Origin of the sequence: Amycolatopsis balhimycina FH 1894 (assembly GCF_000384295.1) — a bacterium.
Classification (GTDB): domain Bacteria; phylum Actinomycetota; class Actinomycetes; order Mycobacteriales; family Pseudonocardiaceae; genus Amycolatopsis; species Amycolatopsis balhimycina.
In genome coordinates this window covers 349,812-367,772 of sequence record NZ_KB913037.1, presented here as the reverse complement: position 1 = coordinate 367,772, position 17,961 = coordinate 349,812, and the positions used below count along the sequence as shown (strand labels likewise).

16 protein-coding genes and 1 pseudogene are annotated in these 17,961 nt (G+C 72.5%); 7 read left to right on the top strand and 10 right to left on the bottom strand.

The features are described from left to right. Window positions 1–7: 7 nt before the first annotated feature. Both A3CE_RS0100785 and A3CE_RS0100780 read right to left on the bottom strand, forming a co-directional pair. Complete coding sequence (locus A3CE_RS0100785; protein ID WP_051183732.1) at window positions 8–766, bottom strand: LLM class flavin-dependent oxidoreductase; 759 nt, start codon at window positions 764–766, stop codon at window positions 8–10. A gap of 246 nt (window positions 767–1,012) precedes the next feature. Continuing rightward, window positions 1,013–2,404 (bottom strand): KamA family radical SAM protein, encoded by a 1,392-nt coding sequence (locus tag A3CE_RS0100780; RefSeq protein ID WP_026468030.1) that lies wholly within the window; start codon window positions 2,402–2,404, stop codon window positions 1,013–1,015. Between the two features lie 131 nt (window positions 2,405–2,535). Here A3CE_RS0100780 and A3CE_RS0100775 point away from each other — a divergent pair, with 131 nt between their 5' ends. The 4 genes from A3CE_RS0100775 to A3CE_RS0100760 are packed head-to-tail and all read left to right on the top strand — an operon-like array spanning window position 2,536 to window position 7,329. Further along, complete coding sequence (locus A3CE_RS0100775; RefSeq protein WP_020638153.1) at window positions 2,536–4,140, top strand: amidohydrolase; 1,605 nt, start codon at window positions 2,536–2,538, stop codon at window positions 4,138–4,140. Between the two features lie 11 nt (window positions 4,141–4,151). Further along, a complete protein-coding gene (gene lnt, locus A3CE_RS0100770) occupies window positions 4,152–5,765 on the top strand; it encodes an apolipoprotein N-acyltransferase (RefSeq protein WP_020638152.1) in 1,614 nt (537 codons plus the stop codon). Window positions 5,766–5,790: 25 nt separating this feature from the next. Next, a complete protein-coding gene (locus A3CE_RS0100765) occupies window positions 5,791–6,558 on the top strand; it encodes a polyprenol monophosphomannose synthase (RefSeq protein ID WP_020638151.1) in 768 nt (255 codons plus the stop codon). 30 nt (window positions 6,559–6,588) lie between these two features. Continuing rightward, window positions 6,589–7,329, top strand: coding sequence for a PIG-L family deacetylase (locus A3CE_RS0100760; RefSeq protein WP_051183859.1), 741 nt, complete (start codon window positions 6,589–6,591; stop codon window positions 7,327–7,329). On the opposite strand, the gene A3CE_RS0100755 is transcribed toward A3CE_RS0100760, so the two are convergent. Further along, entirely contained in the window at window positions 7,316–8,071 is a 756-nt protein-coding gene (locus A3CE_RS0100755; RefSeq protein ID WP_020638149.1) for a DeoR/GlpR family DNA-binding transcription regulator, read from the bottom strand. The genes A3CE_RS0100760 and A3CE_RS0100755 overlap by 14 nt on opposite strands. A gap of 48 nt (window positions 8,072–8,119) precedes the next feature. Here A3CE_RS0100755 and A3CE_RS0100750 point away from each other — a divergent pair, with 48 nt between their 5' ends. Continuing rightward, window positions 8,120–8,746: an NUDIX domain-containing protein gene (locus A3CE_RS0100750; protein WP_020638148.1), complete on the top strand. Its 627-nt coding sequence runs from the start codon at window positions 8,120–8,122 to the stop codon at window positions 8,744–8,746. A gap of 100 nt (window positions 8,747–8,846) precedes the next feature. Here A3CE_RS0100750 and A3CE_RS0100745 read toward each other — a convergent pair whose 3' ends face one another. After that, window positions 8,847–9,053, bottom strand: coding sequence for an FAD-dependent monooxygenase (locus tag A3CE_RS0100745; RefSeq protein ID WP_020638147.1), 207 nt, complete (start codon window positions 9,051–9,053; stop codon window positions 8,847–8,849). Window positions 9,054–9,122: 69 nt separating this feature from the next. Between A3CE_RS0100745 and A3CE_RS0100740 the strand changes: the two genes are divergently transcribed. Then, complete coding sequence (locus tag A3CE_RS0100740; protein ID WP_026468028.1) at window positions 9,123–9,701, top strand: TetR/AcrR family transcriptional regulator; 579 nt, start codon at window positions 9,123–9,125, stop codon at window positions 9,699–9,701. 287 nt (window positions 9,702–9,988) lie between these two features. Here A3CE_RS0100740 and A3CE_RS0100735 read toward each other — a convergent pair whose 3' ends face one another. The 5 genes and pseudogenes from A3CE_RS0100735 to A3CE_RS0100715 form a co-directional block, all read right to left on the bottom strand. Next, the gene (locus A3CE_RS0100735) at window positions 9,989–10,558 is read right to left on the bottom strand and encodes a DinB family protein (RefSeq protein ID WP_020638145.1); all 570 of its coding nucleotides are present in this window, start codon (window positions 10,556–10,558) and stop codon (window positions 9,989–9,991) included. Between the two features lie 236 nt (window positions 10,559–10,794). Then, window positions 10,795–11,901, bottom strand: a complete 1,107-nt coding sequence (locus A3CE_RS0100730; protein WP_020638144.1) for an SWIM zinc finger family protein — start codon at window positions 11,899–11,901, stop codon at window positions 10,795–10,797. Further along, a complete protein-coding gene (locus A3CE_RS0100725) occupies window positions 11,898–14,372 on the bottom strand; it encodes a DEAD/DEAH box helicase (RefSeq protein WP_020638143.1) in 2,475 nt (824 codons plus the stop codon). Before A3CE_RS0100725 ends, A3CE_RS0100730 begins: the two co-directional genes overlap by 4 nt. 71 nt (window positions 14,373–14,443) lie before the next feature. Further along, window positions 14,444–14,967: pseudogene (locus tag A3CE_RS49710) on the bottom strand (hypothetical protein). Then, complete coding sequence (locus A3CE_RS0100715; RefSeq protein ID WP_020638141.1) at window positions 14,964–15,905, bottom strand: daunorubicin resistance protein DrrA family ABC transporter ATP-binding protein; 942 nt, start codon at window positions 15,903–15,905, stop codon at window positions 14,964–14,966. The pseudogene A3CE_RS49710 and the gene A3CE_RS0100715 overlap by 4 nt, the downstream one beginning before the upstream one ends. Window positions 15,906–15,984: 79 nt before the next feature. Here A3CE_RS0100715 and A3CE_RS0100710 point away from each other — a divergent pair, with 79 nt between their 5' ends. Next, window positions 15,985–16,761: a TetR/AcrR family transcriptional regulator gene (locus A3CE_RS0100710; RefSeq protein ID WP_020638140.1), complete on the top strand. Its 777-nt coding sequence runs from the start codon at window positions 15,985–15,987 to the stop codon at window positions 16,759–16,761. On the opposite strand, the gene A3CE_RS0100705 is transcribed toward A3CE_RS0100710, so the two are convergent. Beyond that, window positions 16,744–17,919, bottom strand: coding sequence for a cytochrome P450 family protein (locus A3CE_RS0100705; RefSeq protein ID WP_020638139.1), 1,176 nt, complete (start codon window positions 17,917–17,919; stop codon window positions 16,744–16,746). The two genes, A3CE_RS0100710 and A3CE_RS0100705, sit on opposite strands and share 18 nt — an antisense overlap. Window positions 17,920–17,961 lie beyond the last annotated feature (42 nt).

The window sequence follows — 17,961 nt, the reverse complement described above, 5'->3', positions numbered from 1 at the left end:
TGGCCGGCTACCGTCCGGCCAGTTCGGCAACGACCGGCGCGAGGGCACCGGCGACGTCGGCGCCGAACACGAAGTAGGAGAAACCGATCTCCTCGCGTCGCCGTTGGATCTCCTCGGCGGCGGCAGCGGGATCACTGGGCAGGAACGCCAGCGAGTCCGCGGCTCGGACGGCGGCGGGGTCGGTGTCGGGTCCGGCCATGAAGGCGGCGACCGAGTCGCCGACCACAGGTACGTGCAACGCCAGTTCCGCACCGCGACGGTTGTCGAAGCGTTGTACCCGTTCCATCGTCTCGGCCCGCGTCTCGATCTGTGGCATCACGAAGGTCACCGTGTCGGCGAGTTCAGCGGCGAGCGCTTGTGCCTTCGGGCCGCCGGCGACCATGGCCACCGGGGTGTGCAGGTCCGGGCCGTCGAGGTCACGCAGGGCCGCGACGACGTCACGCACCTGGCTCGACCGTTGGCTCACCGGAGTGACCGGCAGACCCAGCTCATGGAGCTGGTCGGCGATCCCGGGGCGGCCGGTGCCGATGCCCATCTCGAACCGCCCGTCGGTGAGCACGGACAGCGAGTGCGCCTCCCACGCGGTGATCCACGCGGGTCGCACCGGAGATGCGTACACCCAGGTGCCCACGCGCAGGTCGGTGATCGTTGCCGCGACGGCGAGCGCCGGGCCCGGTGCCGGCTGCCACTGCGGCACATCGGGCATCAAGATCGTCGAGTAGCCACTGTCGGCCAGACCACGCACCTGATCACGCCAAGCCGGCATGTCAGTGGTGATCGGCGCAAGGACTCCGAATCGCAACGGCCTGATCTCGCGTGTCGAGTTGCCCGTCATGGTGAAGCCTCTTCCCCTGCGGCCCGGCCTGGTACCGAGCTTCATACCTGCTACGAACGAGCCGCAGGGCATCCGACACCACCCGACAAGCAATCCGGCGCGACGTCGCCCCGTGGCCGTCGCGGAACAAGGCGCGCCGGCGCGCCTTGTTCGCGTTGGGATCAGGTGGCTACATGATCAAGATCGAGGCTGGGTGTTCCACCAGGTTTGACCGGCCTCGGGCAGGGTGGAGATCGGGTCGTAGTACGGGTAGCGCCGCTGCAAGGCTTCGGGGTCGGCGTGCTCGATGCCGGTGCGGTAGTTCTTGGTCCAGTACGAGATCCCCAGCTCGCGGTCGTAGTCGGCCAGCTGGTGCACCCACCGCTTCCCGACGTAGGGGACGTCGCAGACGATGCGCGGCGTCGCGTACCCCGGCAGGTACCCCATGATCGCGTGCTGCAGCTCCTGCGCCTCGTGCACCGAAACCCGCCAGTGCTCCGCGTTCGGGATCATGTCGCACATGTAGAAGTAGTACGGCAGGATGTTCGCTTCCCCTTGCAGGGCAAAGCAAAGGTCCAGCAGCGCCGCCGGGGTCGCGTTGACCCCGCGCATCAGCACGCCCTGGTTGCGGACGTCGCGGACGCCGACGTTCAGTGCCGTCTGGGCCGCTTCGGCCACCAGGGGCGTCACCGACTGAGCGTGGTTGACGTGGGTGTGGATCGCCAGGTTGACGCCCCGGCGCTGGGCCGTCACGGCGACGCGCTCGAGGCCTTCGACGACCTTCGGCTGGAGCCAGTGCTGCGGCAGCGCCGCCAGTGCCTTGGTCGCCAGGCGGATGTCGCGGACCGTGTCGATGTCCATCAGGCGCATCAGGAACGACTCCAGCTGCGGCCACGGCACGTTGGCGACGTCGCCGCCCGAGACGACCACGTCGCGGACGCCCGGGGTCTTCTTCAGGTAGGCGATCATCGCGTCCTGGCGGTCGACCGGCTTGAGCGTCAGCTTGTGCTTCTCGATCTGCTCGGTCGAGTTGCCGACGAGGTCCATCCGGGTGCAGTGCCCGCAGTACTGGGGGCAGGTCGAGATCATCTCGGCCAGCACCTTGGTCGGGTAGCGGTGGGTCAGGCCCTCCACGACCCACATCTCCGCCTCGTGCAGCGAGTCGCGCTCCGAGTGCGGGTGGCTCGGCCACGTGGCGTCGCGGTCACTCTTCACCGGGAGCATGTAGCGGCGGATCGGGTCGGCGTAGAACGCCTCGGTCACCTTGGCCGGGTCGGTGCCGGCCGTCGGCGCCATCGTGTTGAGCATCTGCGGCGGGAGCAACATCGACATCGTCGCCATCTCGCGCTGGTCGGCGAGCAGGTCGTCGTAGAAGCGTTCCTCGAGCAGGTCGCCCATGAGGGCGCGCAGCTGCTTGACGTTGCGGACGCAGTGCACCCGCTGCCACTGCGCGTCACGCCACTCGGCGTCGGTCACGTCGTGCCAGCCGGGGAAGCGGCGCCAGTCGGGTTCCACCAGCTCGGCGCGGGCGTACTCGTAGGGCTGGTCGAAGGCGGCGGCAGGCGTCACAGGTTCCTGGATCGCAGTCACTTGTACTCCTAGTCGTCGGGAACGCGTTAAAATATCCTGTCATAACGCTCTCACAGAGTAAATCTTCCTGCCTGCTGGGCTGAGTTCCCCCACGTGGAGGAAGGGCCGGGCGGCGGGGCAGACTCGAGGGCGTGACGGACGAAAACACGACCCTCCTGCTCGGTGGGCGCATCTACACACCCGCGGGTCCGGACGCCACGGCGATGGCGGTCACCGGCGGCACCGTGGTCTGGGTCGGCCAGGACGCCCCGGCCCGCGCCCTCCACCCCGGCGCCGAGGTGGTGGACCTCGGGGGCGCGTTCGTGGCGCCCGCGTTCGTCGACGCGCACGTCCACGCCACCGCGACCGGCCTGCACCTGACCGGCCTCGACCTCACCGGCGTCCGCGGCGGCGCCGAGCTGCTGAGCCGCGTGCGTGACGCCGTCGTCCCCGGCCAGGTCCTGCTCGCCCACGGCTGGGACGAGAGCATCTGGACCGACCCGCGGCTGCCCAGCCGCGCCGAGCTCGACGCCGCCGCCGGCGCTACGCCCGTCTACCTCAGCCGCGTCGACGTCCACTCCGCGCTGGTGTCCACCGCCCTGGTCGAACTGGCCCCGGCGGCCCGCGACGCCGAGGGCTGGTCGCCCGACGGCCCGCTGACCCGCGCCGCCCACCACGCCGTCCGCGGGGCCGTCCGCGCGGCGATCACCCCCGAGCAGCGCGAACTCGCCCAGCGCGCGTTCCTCGCCGAGGCCGCGAAGCAAGGCATCGTCAGCGTCCACGAATGCGCCGGCCCCGACATCTCCGGCCGCGACGACCTCGCCGCCCTGCTCGCCCTCGCCGGACCGGACACGCCCGAGGTCGTCGGCTACTGGGGCGAGCTCGGCGCCGTCGAAACCGCCCGCGAACTCGGTGCCCGCGGCTTGGCGGGCGACCTGTTCGTCGACGGCGCTCTCGGCTCTCACACCGCCGCGCTGACCACCCCCTATGAAGACCACCCCAGCGAGGGGACGCGCTACCTCGACGCGCACCGCATCGCCGGGCACCTCGCCGCGTGCACCGAAGCCGGGCTGCAGGCCGGCTTCCACGTCATCGGCGACGCCGCGGTCGCCGAGGTGATCGAGGGCTTCCGCCTCGCGGAGAAGGAGGTCGGGCAGCGTGCCCTCGCCGCCCGCCACCACCGGCTGGAGCACCTGGAAATGGTCACCGCCGGGCAGGCGAAGCTCCTGGCCGGCTGGGGCGTGACCGCCTCGGTGCAGCCGCTGTTCGACGCCCTCTGGGGCGGCCGCGAAGGCATGTACGCCGAACGTCTCGGCGCGGACCGCGCGGCCGGGCTCAACCCGTTCTCGGCACTGGCCGCCGAAGGCGTACTGCTCGCCTTCGGCTCCGACGCGCCGGTGACACCGCTCGACCCGTGGGCGAGCGTCCGCGCCGCGGCCTACCACCGGACGGTGGGGGCGGGCCTGTCGCCGCGTGCGGCGTTCACCGCCCACACCCGGGCGGGGCACCGGGCCGCGGGTGTCAACGACGGCGTCACGGGGAGCCTGGTCCCGGGCGCGCCGGCGCACTACGCGATCTGGGACGCGACCGACCTCGTCGTGGCCACGCCGGACAGCCGCGTGCAGCGCTGGTCGACCGACCCGCGTGCCGGGGTGCCGCCGCTGCCGCGGCTCGAGCCGGACGCGGCCCTGCCGCGGTGCCTGCGGACCGTGCGGGACGGCAAGGTCGTCTACGGCGGCTTCACGCCGGGCACCTAGAGTTGTCAGCCGTGGCAGTCACCGTCGCGGACCCCGAACCGGGCACCCCGCAACTCCCCGCGCGCACGCGACGCTTTCCCCGTGCCTGGCTGCTGCGCCTGGCCGTGGCGCCGGCGTCCGGGTTCGCGTACTACTTGAGCTTCGCACCACGCTCGCTGTGGTGGCTCGCGCCGCTGGCGTTCGCGGGGTTCGCCCTGGTGCTTCGCGGGCGGCGCTTCCGCGGCGGGTTCGGCTACGGCTTCGCGTTCGGGTTCGTGTTCTTCCTGCCACTGCTGACTTGGCTGCTGGACTTCCTGGGCCCCGACTTCGGCCCGTGGCCGTGGCTGGGCCTGTCGTTGGCGCTGGCGCTGTACCACGGCTTGGCGGGCGGTCTCATCACGCTGGTGTGGCGCCTGCCCGCCGGGCCGCTGTGGGCGGCGCTGGTGTTCGTCGCGCTGGAGACGCCGCGCGCGTGGTTCCCGTTCGGCGGCTTCCCCTGGGGCCGGGTCGCGTTCAGCCAGCCCGAGGGCGCGTTCCTGCCGCTCGCCTCGATCGGCGGCGCCCCGCTGGTCGGCCTCGCCGTCGTCTTCACCGGGTTCTGCCTGGCCGCGCTCGCCGCCCGGCTCTGGGACGTGCGCAAGCTCACCCGGCCCGCCGTCCTCGCTGCCATCGGCACCGTCCTGCCGGTCGTGGCCGGCCTGGCGCTGTGGCCGGCGATCGGGACCGGCGCGCAGGACGGCGAGCGCACCGTCGCGACCGTGCAGGGCAACGCCCCGGACATCGGGCTCGCCCTGCAGGGTGAGCGCACCGTGCTGCGCCGCAACACCATCGCCGAGAGCCAACGGCTGCTGGACGCCGTCCACGCCGGGAAGGTCCCGAAGCCCGACCTGCTGGTCTGGCCGGAGAGCGCCACCACCGTCACCGGCCCGGACCCGCAGGTCGACCGGCTCGTCGCGAACTTCGGGGTGCCGGCGCTGATCGGCGCGATCTACCAGCTGCCGGACGGGCACCTGCAGAACTCCGTCATCGCCTGGGACCCGCGCACCGGGCCCGGCGAGCGCTACGCGAAGCAGCAGCTGGTGCCCTTCGGCGAGTACGTCCCGGCCCGCAAGGTCGCCGAGCTGGTCACCCCGTTCCTCGACGCCGAAACCGTGGACATGGTTCCCGGCGACGGCGCGAACCAGACCATGACCGCCGCGGGCACGAAGGTCGGGGTGTTCATCTGCTACGAAACGGCGTTCGACTACCCGGCCCGCGACGCCGTGCGCGACGGCGCCGAACTGCTCGTCGTGCCGACCAACAACGCCTGGTACGGCGAGAGCGAGATGAGCGTGCAGCAGCTGGCCATGTCGCGGCTGCGCGCGGTCGAACACGGCCGGGCCGTCGTCGTCTCGGCGGTCTCCGGGGTGAGCGCGATCGTCGCGCCCGACGGGTCCGTGACCAGCTCAACGGGCCTTTTCACGGCGGATTCCCTGGTCGGGCGCGTCCCGTTGCGGACGCAGACTACGCTGTCGGATCAACTAGGTGCGTGGACGGAGTACGGGCTGCTGGCCCTGGCGATCGCCGGGGTGGCCGGCGCGCTCGTACTCCGTTTTCGCACCCGGCGCGGCAGCGCCGGCACGGAGGCAGGGGAAGCGGCGGACTGAGCGCCGCGGATTCGGAGGAAGACGGATGTCGCAGGCGCCGCGGGGGGCCCGGGAAATCGAGCCGGTGCTGGTGGTGATCCCGACCTACAACGAGCGGGAGAACCTCGGCCCGATCCTGGACCGCCTGCACAAGGCACTCCCGGACGTGCACGTGCTGGTGGTGGACGACGGCAGCCCGGACGGCACCGGTGAGCTCGCCGACGAGCGGGCCGCCGCGAACGAGCACGTCCACGTGCTGCACCGGACCGAGAAGGCCGGCCTGGGCGCCGCCTACATCGCCGGGTTCCGCTGGGGCCTGGCCCGCGAGTACAACACGATCGTCGAGATGGACGCCGACGGTTCGCACGCGCCCGAGGACCTGCCCCGCCTGCTGGACGCGGTCGGCGACGCCGACCTGGCGATCGGCTCGCGGTACGTGCCGGGCGGCAGCGTGGTGAACTGGCCGCTGAAACGCCAGATCCTCTCGCGTGGCGCGAACGTCTACTCCCAGATCGCGCTGGGCATGCGGACCCGGGACATCACGGCGGGCTTCCGCGCCTACCGCCGTCCGGTACTGGAGAAGCTCGCCCTGGACGAGGTCAACTCCCACGGCTACTGCTTCCAGATCGACCTGACGATCCGCACGGCCGACGCCGGGTTCGAGATCGTCGAGGTGCCGATCACGTTCACCGAGCGGGAGATCGGCGAGTCGAAGATGGACGGCTCGATCATCCGCGAGGCGTTCCTGCGGGTGGCGACGTGGGGCGCCGGGCGCCGCTGGAACCAGCTGCGCCGTCTTTTCGGCTCCCGCTGACGGACGTGCTCATCGGGCATCATGGGGCCGATGAGCACCCTCGTCGCCTTCCACGCCCACGCTGACGACCCCGTGCTGCTCAGCGGCGGCACCCTGGCGCGCGCCACCGCCGACGGGCACCGGGTGGTGATCGTCGTGGCCACCGACGGCATGGGCGCCGAGTGCCCGACGCCGCGGTGGGACGAGCTGCGCGCCGCGGCCGCCATCCTCGGTGCGCACCGCGTCGTGCACCTGGGGTACGCCGAGAGCGGGCACGGGCCCGTGCTTTACCCCGATCCGCCCGGCCGGCGGCGGTTCGTCCGGGCGGACACCGGCGAAGCCGCGGAACGGCTCGCCGCGCTCCTGCGGGAGGAGCGGGCCGACGTCCTGCTCGGCTACGACCCCAACGGCGGCTACGGCCACCCCGACCACGTCAAGGTCCACGAGGTCGCCCGGCGCGCGGCGGCGCTGACCGGAACGCGGCTGCTGGAGGCCACGATGCCGCGCGACGTCGTCGTGCGGCTCACCCGGCTCGTCCGGGCGCTGCGGATCCCGTTCCGGTACGACACCGACGCCCTCAGCCGCGCCTACAGCCCGGCCTCGGCCATCACCCACCGTTTCGACGTCCGGCGCTTCGCCGCGCGCAAGCAGGCGGCGCTCGCCGCGCACGTGTCCGATGTGCGCGGCACCGGACGGCTGGCGCCCGTCCTGCGGGTGCTCGTGTGGCTGCCGGCGCCGGTGTTCGCGCTGGTGGCCGGCCGCGAGTGGTACGTCGACGTCACGCGCCGGTGATCGCGACCCCCATCGCTGCAAGTTTCTGCACGTTCTGGTCGTCTTCGCCGGCGTCGGTGATGACGCCCGCGATGTCGGCGAAGGAAAGCACGGTGAACCGGGACGCCGCGCCGAGCTTCTCGGCGCTCGCCAGCACGTAGGTGTCCGCCGCGCGGCGGGCCAGGGTCCGCTTCATCGCGGCTTCGTCGGCGTCGCCGGTGGTGAGCCCGGCTTCGGGGTGGACGCCGGCGACGCCGAGCAGGAAGACGTCGGCGCTGATCGCCTGAGCGGCTTCGGCCGCGGCCGCGCCGCAGGTGACCGCGGAGTGCCGGAACAGCCGGCCGCCGAGCAGGAACACCTCGATGCCGTGGTGGTCCAGCAGCGCGGCGGCCACGGTCGGACTGTGCGTCACGACGGTCGCCGCCAGGTCACGGGGCAGGGCCTTGGTGACGGCCAGCGTGGTGGTGCCGCCGTCGAGGATGACGGTCGAGCCGGGCCGGACCAGGGCGGCGGCGGCCACGGCGACCCGGTCCTTGCCGTCGACGGCGATGGACCGGCGGCTCGCGTAGTCGGCGATGGCGGGGGAGACGGGCAGTGCGCCGCCGTAGACGCGCTGGCAGAGCCCCGCCGCGGCGAGGTCACGCAGGTCCCGGCGGATGCTGTCCTCGGAGATCCCGAGCTCGGCCGCGACGTCCTTCGCCAGCACCTTGCCGTCGGCCGCCAGCCGGGCGAGCAGCAGTTCACGGCGTTCACCGACCAGCATGCACGATCCTCCTTGGTTGTTCCGAGTCGTGCACATTATGGTCGTGGCATGACCTCTTCGACAAGCGCCCCCGCACTGGACCGCAACCCGCGTGTCCGGATCACGAACGTCGAACTGCTGGCGTCGGCCTGGCACGTCCTGCGCCGCACGACGTTCGAGTACCAGCACGGCGACGGTCACTGGACGACCGAGCAGCGCGAAACCTACGACCGGGGCAACGGCGCCACCGTGCTGCTCTACGACCCGGCGGGCGGCACGGTGCTGCTGACCCGGCAGTTCCGCTACCCGGTCTACGTCAACGACCACCCGGACGGCATGTTCCTGGAGACAGCGGCGGGCCTTCTGGACGAGGACGACGCGGAGACGGCGATCCGCCGTGAAGCCGCAGAGGAGACCGGCGTCCGCATCGGCGAGCTGCAGCACGTGTTCGACGTCTACACGAGCCCGGGCTCGGTGACCGAACGCCTGCACTGCTACGCGGCACCCTACGCCCCCGCCGACCGCGGCGAGGGTGGCGGCCTCGCCGAGGAAGGCGAGGACATCGAGGTGGTGGAGCTTCCGTTCCCGGCGGCGCTGAAGATGATCGAAACCGGCGAGATCGCGGACGCCAAGACGATCATGCTGCTCCAGTGGGCCGCACTACGCGGCCCGTTCCGCATCTCGGCAGGCGGCTAGCGCGTACCCCAGCCGGATACGCCGACCGGCGCATCCAGGCATGCGAAAGGCCCCCGCGGGGGGAGGTCGCGGGGGCCTTTCCGTTGTGCAGGAGCTCGGGCTACAAAGCCGAGGCTCGCGGGGTCACGCGGACCGGGCGGAACACCTCGGTGCTGCGCGGGTTGAACCGGCGCGCCTTCGGCTGCGGCGACACCCCGGCGTGCTTCTCGACCAGCACCGGGTACACCCCTTCGCGCCGGAGCAGCAGTGCTGCGGTCAGGCCGGCGATCCCGCCGCCGCTGATCAGAACTGGAACACGTGTGGTCATCGGAACTCCCTGACTAAAGGTGACACGGTACAACTGAGTACACCGTACAACTAGTGGTATCGTCAAGGCATGACTACCGGGATGGGCCGGCGGGAGCGCAAGAAGGCGGCTACCCGCCAGGCGCTGGCCGACGCGGCCCTGCGGCTGTTCCTCGAACGCGGCTACGACGACGTGGGCGTCCGCGAGATCGCCGACGCCGCCGACGTTTCCACCACAACTCTGCAGAAACACTTCCCCAGCAAGGAATCCCTCGTCTTCGACCGGGACGCCGACATCGAGGAGGCCCTGATCGCGGCCGTGCGCGACCGCGCGCCCGGCACTTCGGTACTCGCCGCGCTGCGGGACCACACGCTGGCCCGCGTCGAGCGCGGCGCAGCCGCCGACGGGGCGTCGGGATTCATGGCCCTCGTGCGCGGCACGCCGGCGCTGAGCGAGTACTGGCACCGGATGTGGATGCGACACGAGGACGCGCTCAGTCGCGCCCTCACCGCCGAAACCGGCGAGCCCGAAGGCGATCCCAGATGTGCCGCACTGGCCCACTTCGCCCTGGAAACCTCGGCACTCGCCATCCGCGCCGAAGATCCGGCCCGCACAGTCGAAGCCGCGTTCGCCATCCTCGAGCACGGCTGGCACGCTTCGCCACGCTGAGCCGCTTCCCGGGTGACCCGTTACTCGTCTCGGGCCGATACGGGGTTGGCTTGACGGCGTACCGGGCGAACATCCTCTTCTGCCGCTGATCGAGCGTCCGCGTCCAGCCCCAATTAGCCGCGAGGCGCTTGCTTCCAGCAGCCGTAGCAGCTCATGTGGCGACGTGCCTGCCGTTGACTGTCAACGCAAAGTCGGGTTCCACAAGCCGGCCGCAGCCTGGCAGGCAATCGGGTCCAATGACTTCCCGGCAGTCCGGCGTTCGGGAGCGTCTCCCGCTGAAGTCCCCCTCAGCGATGCCGCTCGGCCGCTTGCCCGATTTCCCGCACGTAGGTCTCCCACCAAGCCGCGTCGCCGATGTCGTCGTGGTCGGTGCCCGAGCGGCCGTCGATCAGCTCGCGGAGGATGTCGGCGTGACCGGCGTGGTGCGCCGTCTCGGCGGTCACCCGCACCAGCAGCGAGCCGAACGTGGTGGTCCGCCGCTCCTGCGGCCACCACGCCACCGACGCCGGCGCGTCCAGCGGCAGCCGCTCGATCGATTCGTCCGAATGCCGCCACGCCGTCCGGTACAGCTCGACCAGCTCCTCGCGGGTCTCCTCCGCCTTGGCCCACATGTCCGCGCTCTCCCAGACCGAACCGTCCTCGAACCACGGCAGCTTCACGGGAGCCGGGCGGCCCACGGAGTCACCGAGGTAGCCGAGTTCTCCCCCGGCGACGTGCTTGATCAGGCCCAGCAGGTTCGTCCCCGTCGGGGTCATCGGCCGCCGGATGTCGTACTCGCTCAGCCCGGTGAGGCTGTTCACCAGGCTCTCGCGCGACTCCTGGAGATACCGGCGCAGGTCAGTGGCAAGGGTGTCCATGCGCGCACGCTAGCGACCGGCACCGACAAGAACGAGACGCTGACGCTGGAGGGGACCGCCGCGCGGAAGCCCCTCCAGCTCGACAGCGGGCTGTGCGGAAGCCGGTCACCGGTGGAAACCGGGCGGGCGCGCGGAGGGACCCCGCGCGCCCGCACCCCCAGTGGCCCGGCGGAACCCGCCGTCAGGAGACAGGAGACGACGAGGAGCGCACGGGATACCGGCAATACCCGCGGATTTCAGCCCAGCAGCAGGCCGGGATCGGTTTCCGGCGCGCCCGACGGCCACCACGAGTTCCCGTCGGACCGGTAGGGGTGCCAGCGGCCCCTGCGGTCCAGCCGCAGCTGCACTTCGCCGACCGTGCAGTGGTTGCGGTCGAACACCGGTTCCGAGTCCGTGACGTCGGCGAGCGCCGCCCGCGCGGCGGCCAGTGCCGCTTTCGGCGGGGTCCACGGCGCGTCGAGGACGTCCAGGCCCGCACGCCCGCCGTGGGTCCAGGCCGCGACCGCCCGCGCGAAGTCCGCGCCGTCCCCGAGCCGCCCGGCCGCCGCGGGGAACTCCGCGGCCAGGCGGACCGTGTCGGGCCGCCGTCCCGGCCACGGCTCCCCCGCGAGCAACGCCGTCGCCCGCCCCGCGGCGTTGGCGGCGAGCAGGGCGAAAGTCTCCGCGGGCACCCCCGGCGCGGCGGGGATCGATGGTTCACCGGAGGGCTGGAACGCCGTCAACTCCGGCAGCTCACCCGGCGTCCGGGCCACGTCGAGGGGGTCCGGACGCGGCGCGGTGCGGCTTTCGAGGTCCTCGAGGATCTCCCGCTCGCCCTTGCCCCGCATCAGCAACAGCACGAACGGGTCGACGTCGAGCAGCCACGACGCCTGGAACGACAACGCGGCCGCGTGCCGGCACGGCAGCTCCCAGCCCGGGCAGTCGCACTCCGGATCGAGGTCGCCGATCCCCGGCAGCAGGTGGACGCCGGCGTCGTCGGCCGCTTCGATCAGGTCGTGCGGCATGTCGCGGTCCAGCAGCGCCGCCAGGTGCCCGGCCCGCGAGGCGACCCGGTCCAGGAACCGCGTCCAGTCCACATCGGACAGTTCCGCCAGCCGCAGCTCGGTCCGGTACGGGCCGCCGTCGACGTCGTCGACCACCGCCGCGATCCGGCCCGGGCTGACCGTGATCGGCCCGACCAGCCCGGCCGCGGCGTACCGGCGGCCCTGCTTGAGCTGCCGCTGGTCGAGCGCGGTGTCCTCCATCGCGCTCAGCCAGGCCCGGCCCCACCACGACTTCGCGAAGCGTCCCTGCGCGCCGGCGGCCCCGAACGCGGGGAACCCGCGTACCCGGTCATCACTCATCCGCGGCTCCTCAGTTCCACGAGCTCCGCCAGCTCCGTGTCGGACAGTTCCGTCAGTGCCGCTTCGCCGCCGGCCAGGACCGCGTCGGCCAGCGCCCGTTTCTCCCGCAGCATCGCCGCGATCCGGTCCTCGACCATGCCCTCGGCGACGAGCCGGTGCACCTGCACCGGCCGGGTCTGCCCGATCCGGTACGCCCGGTCGGTCGCCTGGTCCTCCACCGCCGGGTTCCACCAGCGGTCGAAGTGCACGACGTGGTCGGCGCGGGTCAGGTTCAGCCCAGTGCCTGCCGCCTTCAGCGACAGCAGGAACACCGGCACCTCGCCGGCCTGGAACCGCGCCACCAGGTCGTCCCGGCGGGCCACCGGCGTGCCGCCGTGCAGCAGCTGCGTGGGGATCCCCCGCGCGGCCAGGTGCTTCTCCAGCAGCCGGGCCATGGCGACGTACTGGGTGAAGACCAGCACCGCGCCGCCTTCGGCGAGGATCGTGTCCAGCAACTCGTCGAGCAGCTCCACCTTGCCCGAGCGGCCGCCGGGCTCTTTGAGGTACTGCGCCGGGTGGTTGCAGATCTGCTTCAGCGCCGTGAGCAGCTTGACGATCCGGCCGCGGCGGGCCATGCCGTCGCTCGCGGCGATGCCGGCCATCATCTCCCGCACGACCGCCTCGTACAGCGCCACCTGGTCCGGGCTGAGCGCGACCGGCCGGTCGGTCTCGGTCTTCGCCGGCAGCTCCGGCGCGATCCCGGGATCGGATTTGCGGCGCCGCAGCAGGAACGGCCGCAGCAACCGGCTCAGGCGCTCGGCCGCGCCCGCGTCCCCGGCCTCGATCGGCTTCGCCCAGCGTGCCCGGAACTCGCTCAGCGACCCGAGCAGTCCCGGCGCCGTCCAGTCGAGGATCGCCCACAGCTCGGACAGGGAGTTCTCCACCGGTGTGCCGGTCAGCGCCACCCGCGCCGCCGCGGGCACCAGCCGCAGCGCCTTCGCCGTGCCCGAGCGGTGGTTCTTGACGTGCTGGGCCTCGTCGGCGACCAGCAGCCCCCAGCGCACTCCGGCCAGCGGCGCCGGATCGGTGCGCAGCGTGCCGTAGGTGGTCAGCACGAACCCGCCGGCGTCGTCGAGCGAACGGGCGCTGCCGTGGAAGCGCCGCACCGGCACGCCGGGGGCGAACCGGCGGATCTCCCGTTCCCAGTTGCCCAGCAGTGACGCCGGGCACACCACCAGGGTCGGCCCGGCGGCCCGGTGCAGGTGCAGTGCGATCAGCGTGACCGTCTTGCCCAGGCCCATGTCGTCGGCGAGGCAGCCACCGAGGCCGAGCCCGGTGACCGTGGCCAGCCACTGCAGACCGCGCAGCTGGTAGTCCCGCAACGTCGCGGCCAGCCCGGCCGGGGGCGCCTGTGGTTGCGGTGGCTCGGACAGCCGTTCCCGCAGCCGCGCCAGCCAGCCGTCGGTGACGACCTCGATCGCCTCTCCGTCGACCTCCGTCGTGCCCGACAGCACCGCGCCGAGCGCGTCGACCGGGTTCAGCGGCTTCAACGTCCGCTCCCGCGCCTTCGCCGCCAGCGCCGGATCGACCAGCACCCACCGGTCGCGTAGCCGCACCACCGGACGGCGGGCCTCGGCGAGCGCGTCCAGCTCCGCCTCGGTCAGCACCTCACCGCCCAGGGCGAGCTGCCAGTCGAACGCCAAGGCCCGGCCGCCGCCGAAGAACGACGGCAGGTCACCCGGGGTGTCCCCGGCGCGGACGACGGCACGGGCGGACAGCGACCCCACCAGCTCGGCCGGCCAGTGCACGTCGATCCCGGCCGCCGCCAGCCGCGGCGCCGCGGCCGCGACCAGCTCGGTCACGTCGTCCTCGCCGAGCGCCAGCTCGGCCGGCACCGCCGAGGTCAGCAGCGGGCCCAGCGCCGGCCACACCTGCGCGCCCCGGCGCAGGGCCAGCACGACGTCGATGCGGGCCCGCGGCCCGAACCGCCCGGTCTCCCACAGCCGCGCCGCGTCGGCGACCTGCCCCGGGTCGGCGAGGCTGTGCACTTGCACCACGGCGTGGAATCGCCCGGCGTCGAACCCGTCCGGCGCCTCCACCCGCAGCGACACCCGGATGCCCGAGTCCAGCCCGGCGGCCAGTTCGTCCGCCCAGTCCCGCAGCGAATCCGCGCGCTGCGGCGCCACTGCGGCGAACAACCGCGTCCCGGCCGCCTTCGCCGCGGCGGGCGTGCGCGGCAGCGTGTCGGCGACGGCGTCGAGGAACGCCCGCAGCAGCGGGCCCGGCGCACGGTCGTCCGGCGGCATCGCCGCGGCGAGGTCCCGCAGCCACGCCGCTTCGGCCGGTTCGAGGGGACCGACGCGCCAGGCGTCGTGCCCGGCCTCGGTGACCCCCGGCAGCAGCCGTCCCGCCGCCACCAGCCGCAACGCGGCCTTCGCCGCCGTCACCCAGAACGCGTCGGCGCCGGCCAGCAGCTCCGGCAGGCCGTCCACAATGGAGAGATCGCGGCCGTCGACGACCAGCCGTCCCGCCCGTGGTGGTTCGCCCGGTTCGAAATGGACGTTCAGTTCCCCAGCCTCCCGTATCGGCGCACGGACAACGGCACGAACACCGCGAGCAGCACCAGCGGCCAGACCACCGCCATGAGCACCGGGTGCGTGCTCACCCAGGAGTCCCCGGCGCCGCCCGGATTGCCGAACAACACCCGCGCCGCGGTCACCGTGGAGGACAACGGGTTCCACTCCGCCACGGTTCCCAGCCACGCCGGCATCGTCGAGGTCGCCACGAACGCGCCGGAATCGGCAGCGACCGGAACCGGTCGGTGACGCCCTTGACCGCGTCGTCCAGCACCGCGATCATCGTCCCCGACAGCCCGAACGCCATCGTCATCGCGAACATCCCCGGCATCAGGAACTCGCGGTAGGAGCCACCGCCGGGCACGCTCATCCCGCCGCCGAGCAGGTAGGCGAAGATCAGCACCATCAGGATCGGGAACGCCACCACCGTGGCCAGCCGGGCCGGCCGCCGCGCCAGCTGCGCCAGATAGCGCTGGGTCAGCGTCCAGCCGTCTTCGATCGCCCACCTCATCGCGCCACCTCCGCCTTCCCGGTCAGCTGCAGGAAGACCTCGTCCAGCGTCGGGCGCCGCAGCGCGACGTCGGCCACCGCCAGCCCGGCCGCGGCCAGCTCGCGGACGACGGCGGTGAGCACCGACGCCTCGTCCGGCGCGGGCGCGCTCACCCGCAGCTCCTCGGTGACCGGCTCGGCCCCGGTGACCCGGTTCAGCAACGCCGCCGTCGCGCCGAGCGCGTCCGGATCGGTCAGCGCCAGCTCGATCCGGGTCGCCCCGAGGGAGCCCTTCAGCTCGGCCGGGGTGCCTTCGGCGATCACCCGGCCGTGCTCCACCAGCGAGATCCGGTCGGCCAGCCGGTCGGCCTCCTCCAGGTACTGCGTGGTGAGCAGCACGGTCGTGCCGTCGCCGACCAGCGACCGCACCGCCCGCCAGACCTCGGTGCGGCTGCGCGGGTCCAGGCCGGTCGTCGGCTCGTCGAGGAACAGCACCCGCGGCGCGGCCAGCAGCGAGGCGGCCAGGTCGAGCCGCCGCCGCATGCCGCCCGAGTACGCGGAGACCGGCTTGGCCCCGGTGTCCGCGAGACCGAACCGCTCCAGGAGGTCGTCGGCGCGGCGCACGGCCTCGCGACGGCCCAGGTGGTGCAGCCGCCCGAAGAGGATCAGGTTCTGGCGCCCGGACAGGATTTCGTCGACGGCGGCGTGCTGGCCGACCAGCCCGATCGCCGAGCGCACCTTCGCCGGCTGGGCCGCCACGTCGAACCCGGCCACCCGCGCGACCCCGCTGTCGTGGCGCAGCAGCGTGGACAGCACACGGACCGCGGTCGTCTTGCCCGCGCCGTTGGGTCCCAGCAGGCCGCACAGGGTGCCGGCCGGAACGGAGAGATCGAACCCGTCGAGGGCGTACGCGTCGCCGTAGCGCTTGCGAAGTCCCTCAGCGTGGATCTGCGGAATCATCCTGCCCCCAAACTCTGTACTGTGTACGAAGAAGAGGTTAGCACAACTCTGTACGATGTACAGAAATCGAGTGAGCAGAATGGCCGGTGTGAGCACGCAGGAGAACGGCGACGGCGACCCCCGGCGGGCGATCGAACTGCTCTGGGGCGTCTCGGCACCCCCACGCCGCGGCCCGAAACCCAAGCTGACCACGGCCGACGTCGTGCAGGCGGCCGTGACACTGGCCGACGCCGACGACATCGAAGCCGTCACCATCCGCCGCGTCGCCGAGCAGCTCGGCGTCTCCCCCATGTCGCTCTACACCTACGTGCCCGGCCGGGCCGAGCTGCTGGACCTGATGATCGACCACGTCCACGGCGAGCTGCCGGTCCCCGGGGAAGGGCTCGGCTGGCGCGCCGCGCTCACCGCGATCGCCGAAGCCCAGTGGGCGCTGTTCCACCGGCATCCCTGGCTGCTGCAGGTCGCCACCAGCCGCTCGGCGCTCGGCCCGAACAGCTTCGCGAAGTACGAGCGCGAGCTGCGGGCGGTCGAAGGCATCGGCCTCGGCGATGTCGAGATGGACGCCGTGGTCACCGTCGTCAGCGGCCTGGTCCGGGCCACCGCGCGCAGCTCGCTCGACAACGCCCGCCTCGTCCGCTCCAGCGGCATGACCGACGCCCAGTGGTGGGAGCGCGCCGCGCCGGTCCTGGCCGCCATCCCGGCCGCCGACGCGACGCACTACCCGATCTCCTCGCGGGTCGGCACGGCCGCCGGTGAGGCCCACAATGCCACGGAGAACCCGGCCTACACCTTCCGCTTCGGCCTCGCCCGCGTCCTCGACGGCATCGAAGCGCTGGTGTCAGAGCGTCAGGAGTAGCCGCGCCGGGCGCCAGGTCCCGCCGTCGGGTGCCCGGGGGACGTCCTCGACGAGCGCCAAGTCCGGGAACCGCGCGAAGAGCGACGACAACGCCACCTCGGTCTGCACCCGCGAAATCGAGGCGCCCAGGCAGAAGTGTGGCCCGTGCGAGAACCCCAGCTGCGGCGGCCCCGAGCGGGTGATGTCGAAGCGGTCCGGATCGGTGAACGCCCGCGGGTCGCGGTCGGCGGCCACCATCGCCGCCGTCACCCGCTCGCCCTTCCGGATGAGCTCCCCGTCGACCTCGACGTCCTCGCGCGCGAACCGCGGCGTGGTCAGCAGCTGCGGGCTGCACCAGCGCATCAGCTCCTCGACCGCGCCCGGCCACAACCCGGCGTCGGCGCGCAGGAGGTCCAGCTGATCCGGGTGCCGCAGCAACGCTTCGACGGCGTTGGCGATGAGGTTCACCGGCGTCTGCCCGCCCAGGACCAGGTGCCAGACCAGGGTGACCAGCTCGGTGTCGGTGAGCCGGTCACCGTCCTCGGCCTGGATCCGCACCAGATCGCCGATGAGGTCGTCGCCCGGCTCGGCCCGGCTGCGCGCCACCGCTTCCTTGGCTCCCTCGATGATCTCCGGGATCGCCCCGGCGAAGTCCGGGCCCATCCCGCCGGCGACGGCGGCGCCGTACGCGCGCCAGCGCGGCCGATCGGTCCCGGGAATGCCGACCAGCTCGCAGATCACGTCGATCGGCAGCGGCCGCGCGAAGTGCGGCACCAGGTCGACCACGCCGTCTTCGGCGTGGTCGGGCAGCTCGTCGAGCAGCCTGGTGGTGATCGCCTCCAGCCGGGGCCGCAGCTGCGCGGCCCGCTTCGGCGTGAACGCCGGCGCCACCAGCCGCCGCAGCCGCAGGTGCTCCGGCCCGTCCTTCTCCGCCATCGTCCGCAGGTACTCCAGGCAGTGGTCGGGGATGCCCGGCGGGCGCAGGAAGCTGCCGGAGTTCACCTCGAACCGGGAGTCGGTCAGCATCGCACGCGCTTCGGCGTAGCGGGTCACGGCCCAGAACGGGCCGAAACCGGGGATGACCAGCTTGGCCACCGCGCCCAGTTCCCGCGCTCGGTCGTAGGCGGTGAAGGGGTCGGTCAGCACCTTGATATCGGTCAGATCGATCTCGGGGGTCATCCACCACTCCAGATGTTCAAATCAGATGTTCTTATCATCTCA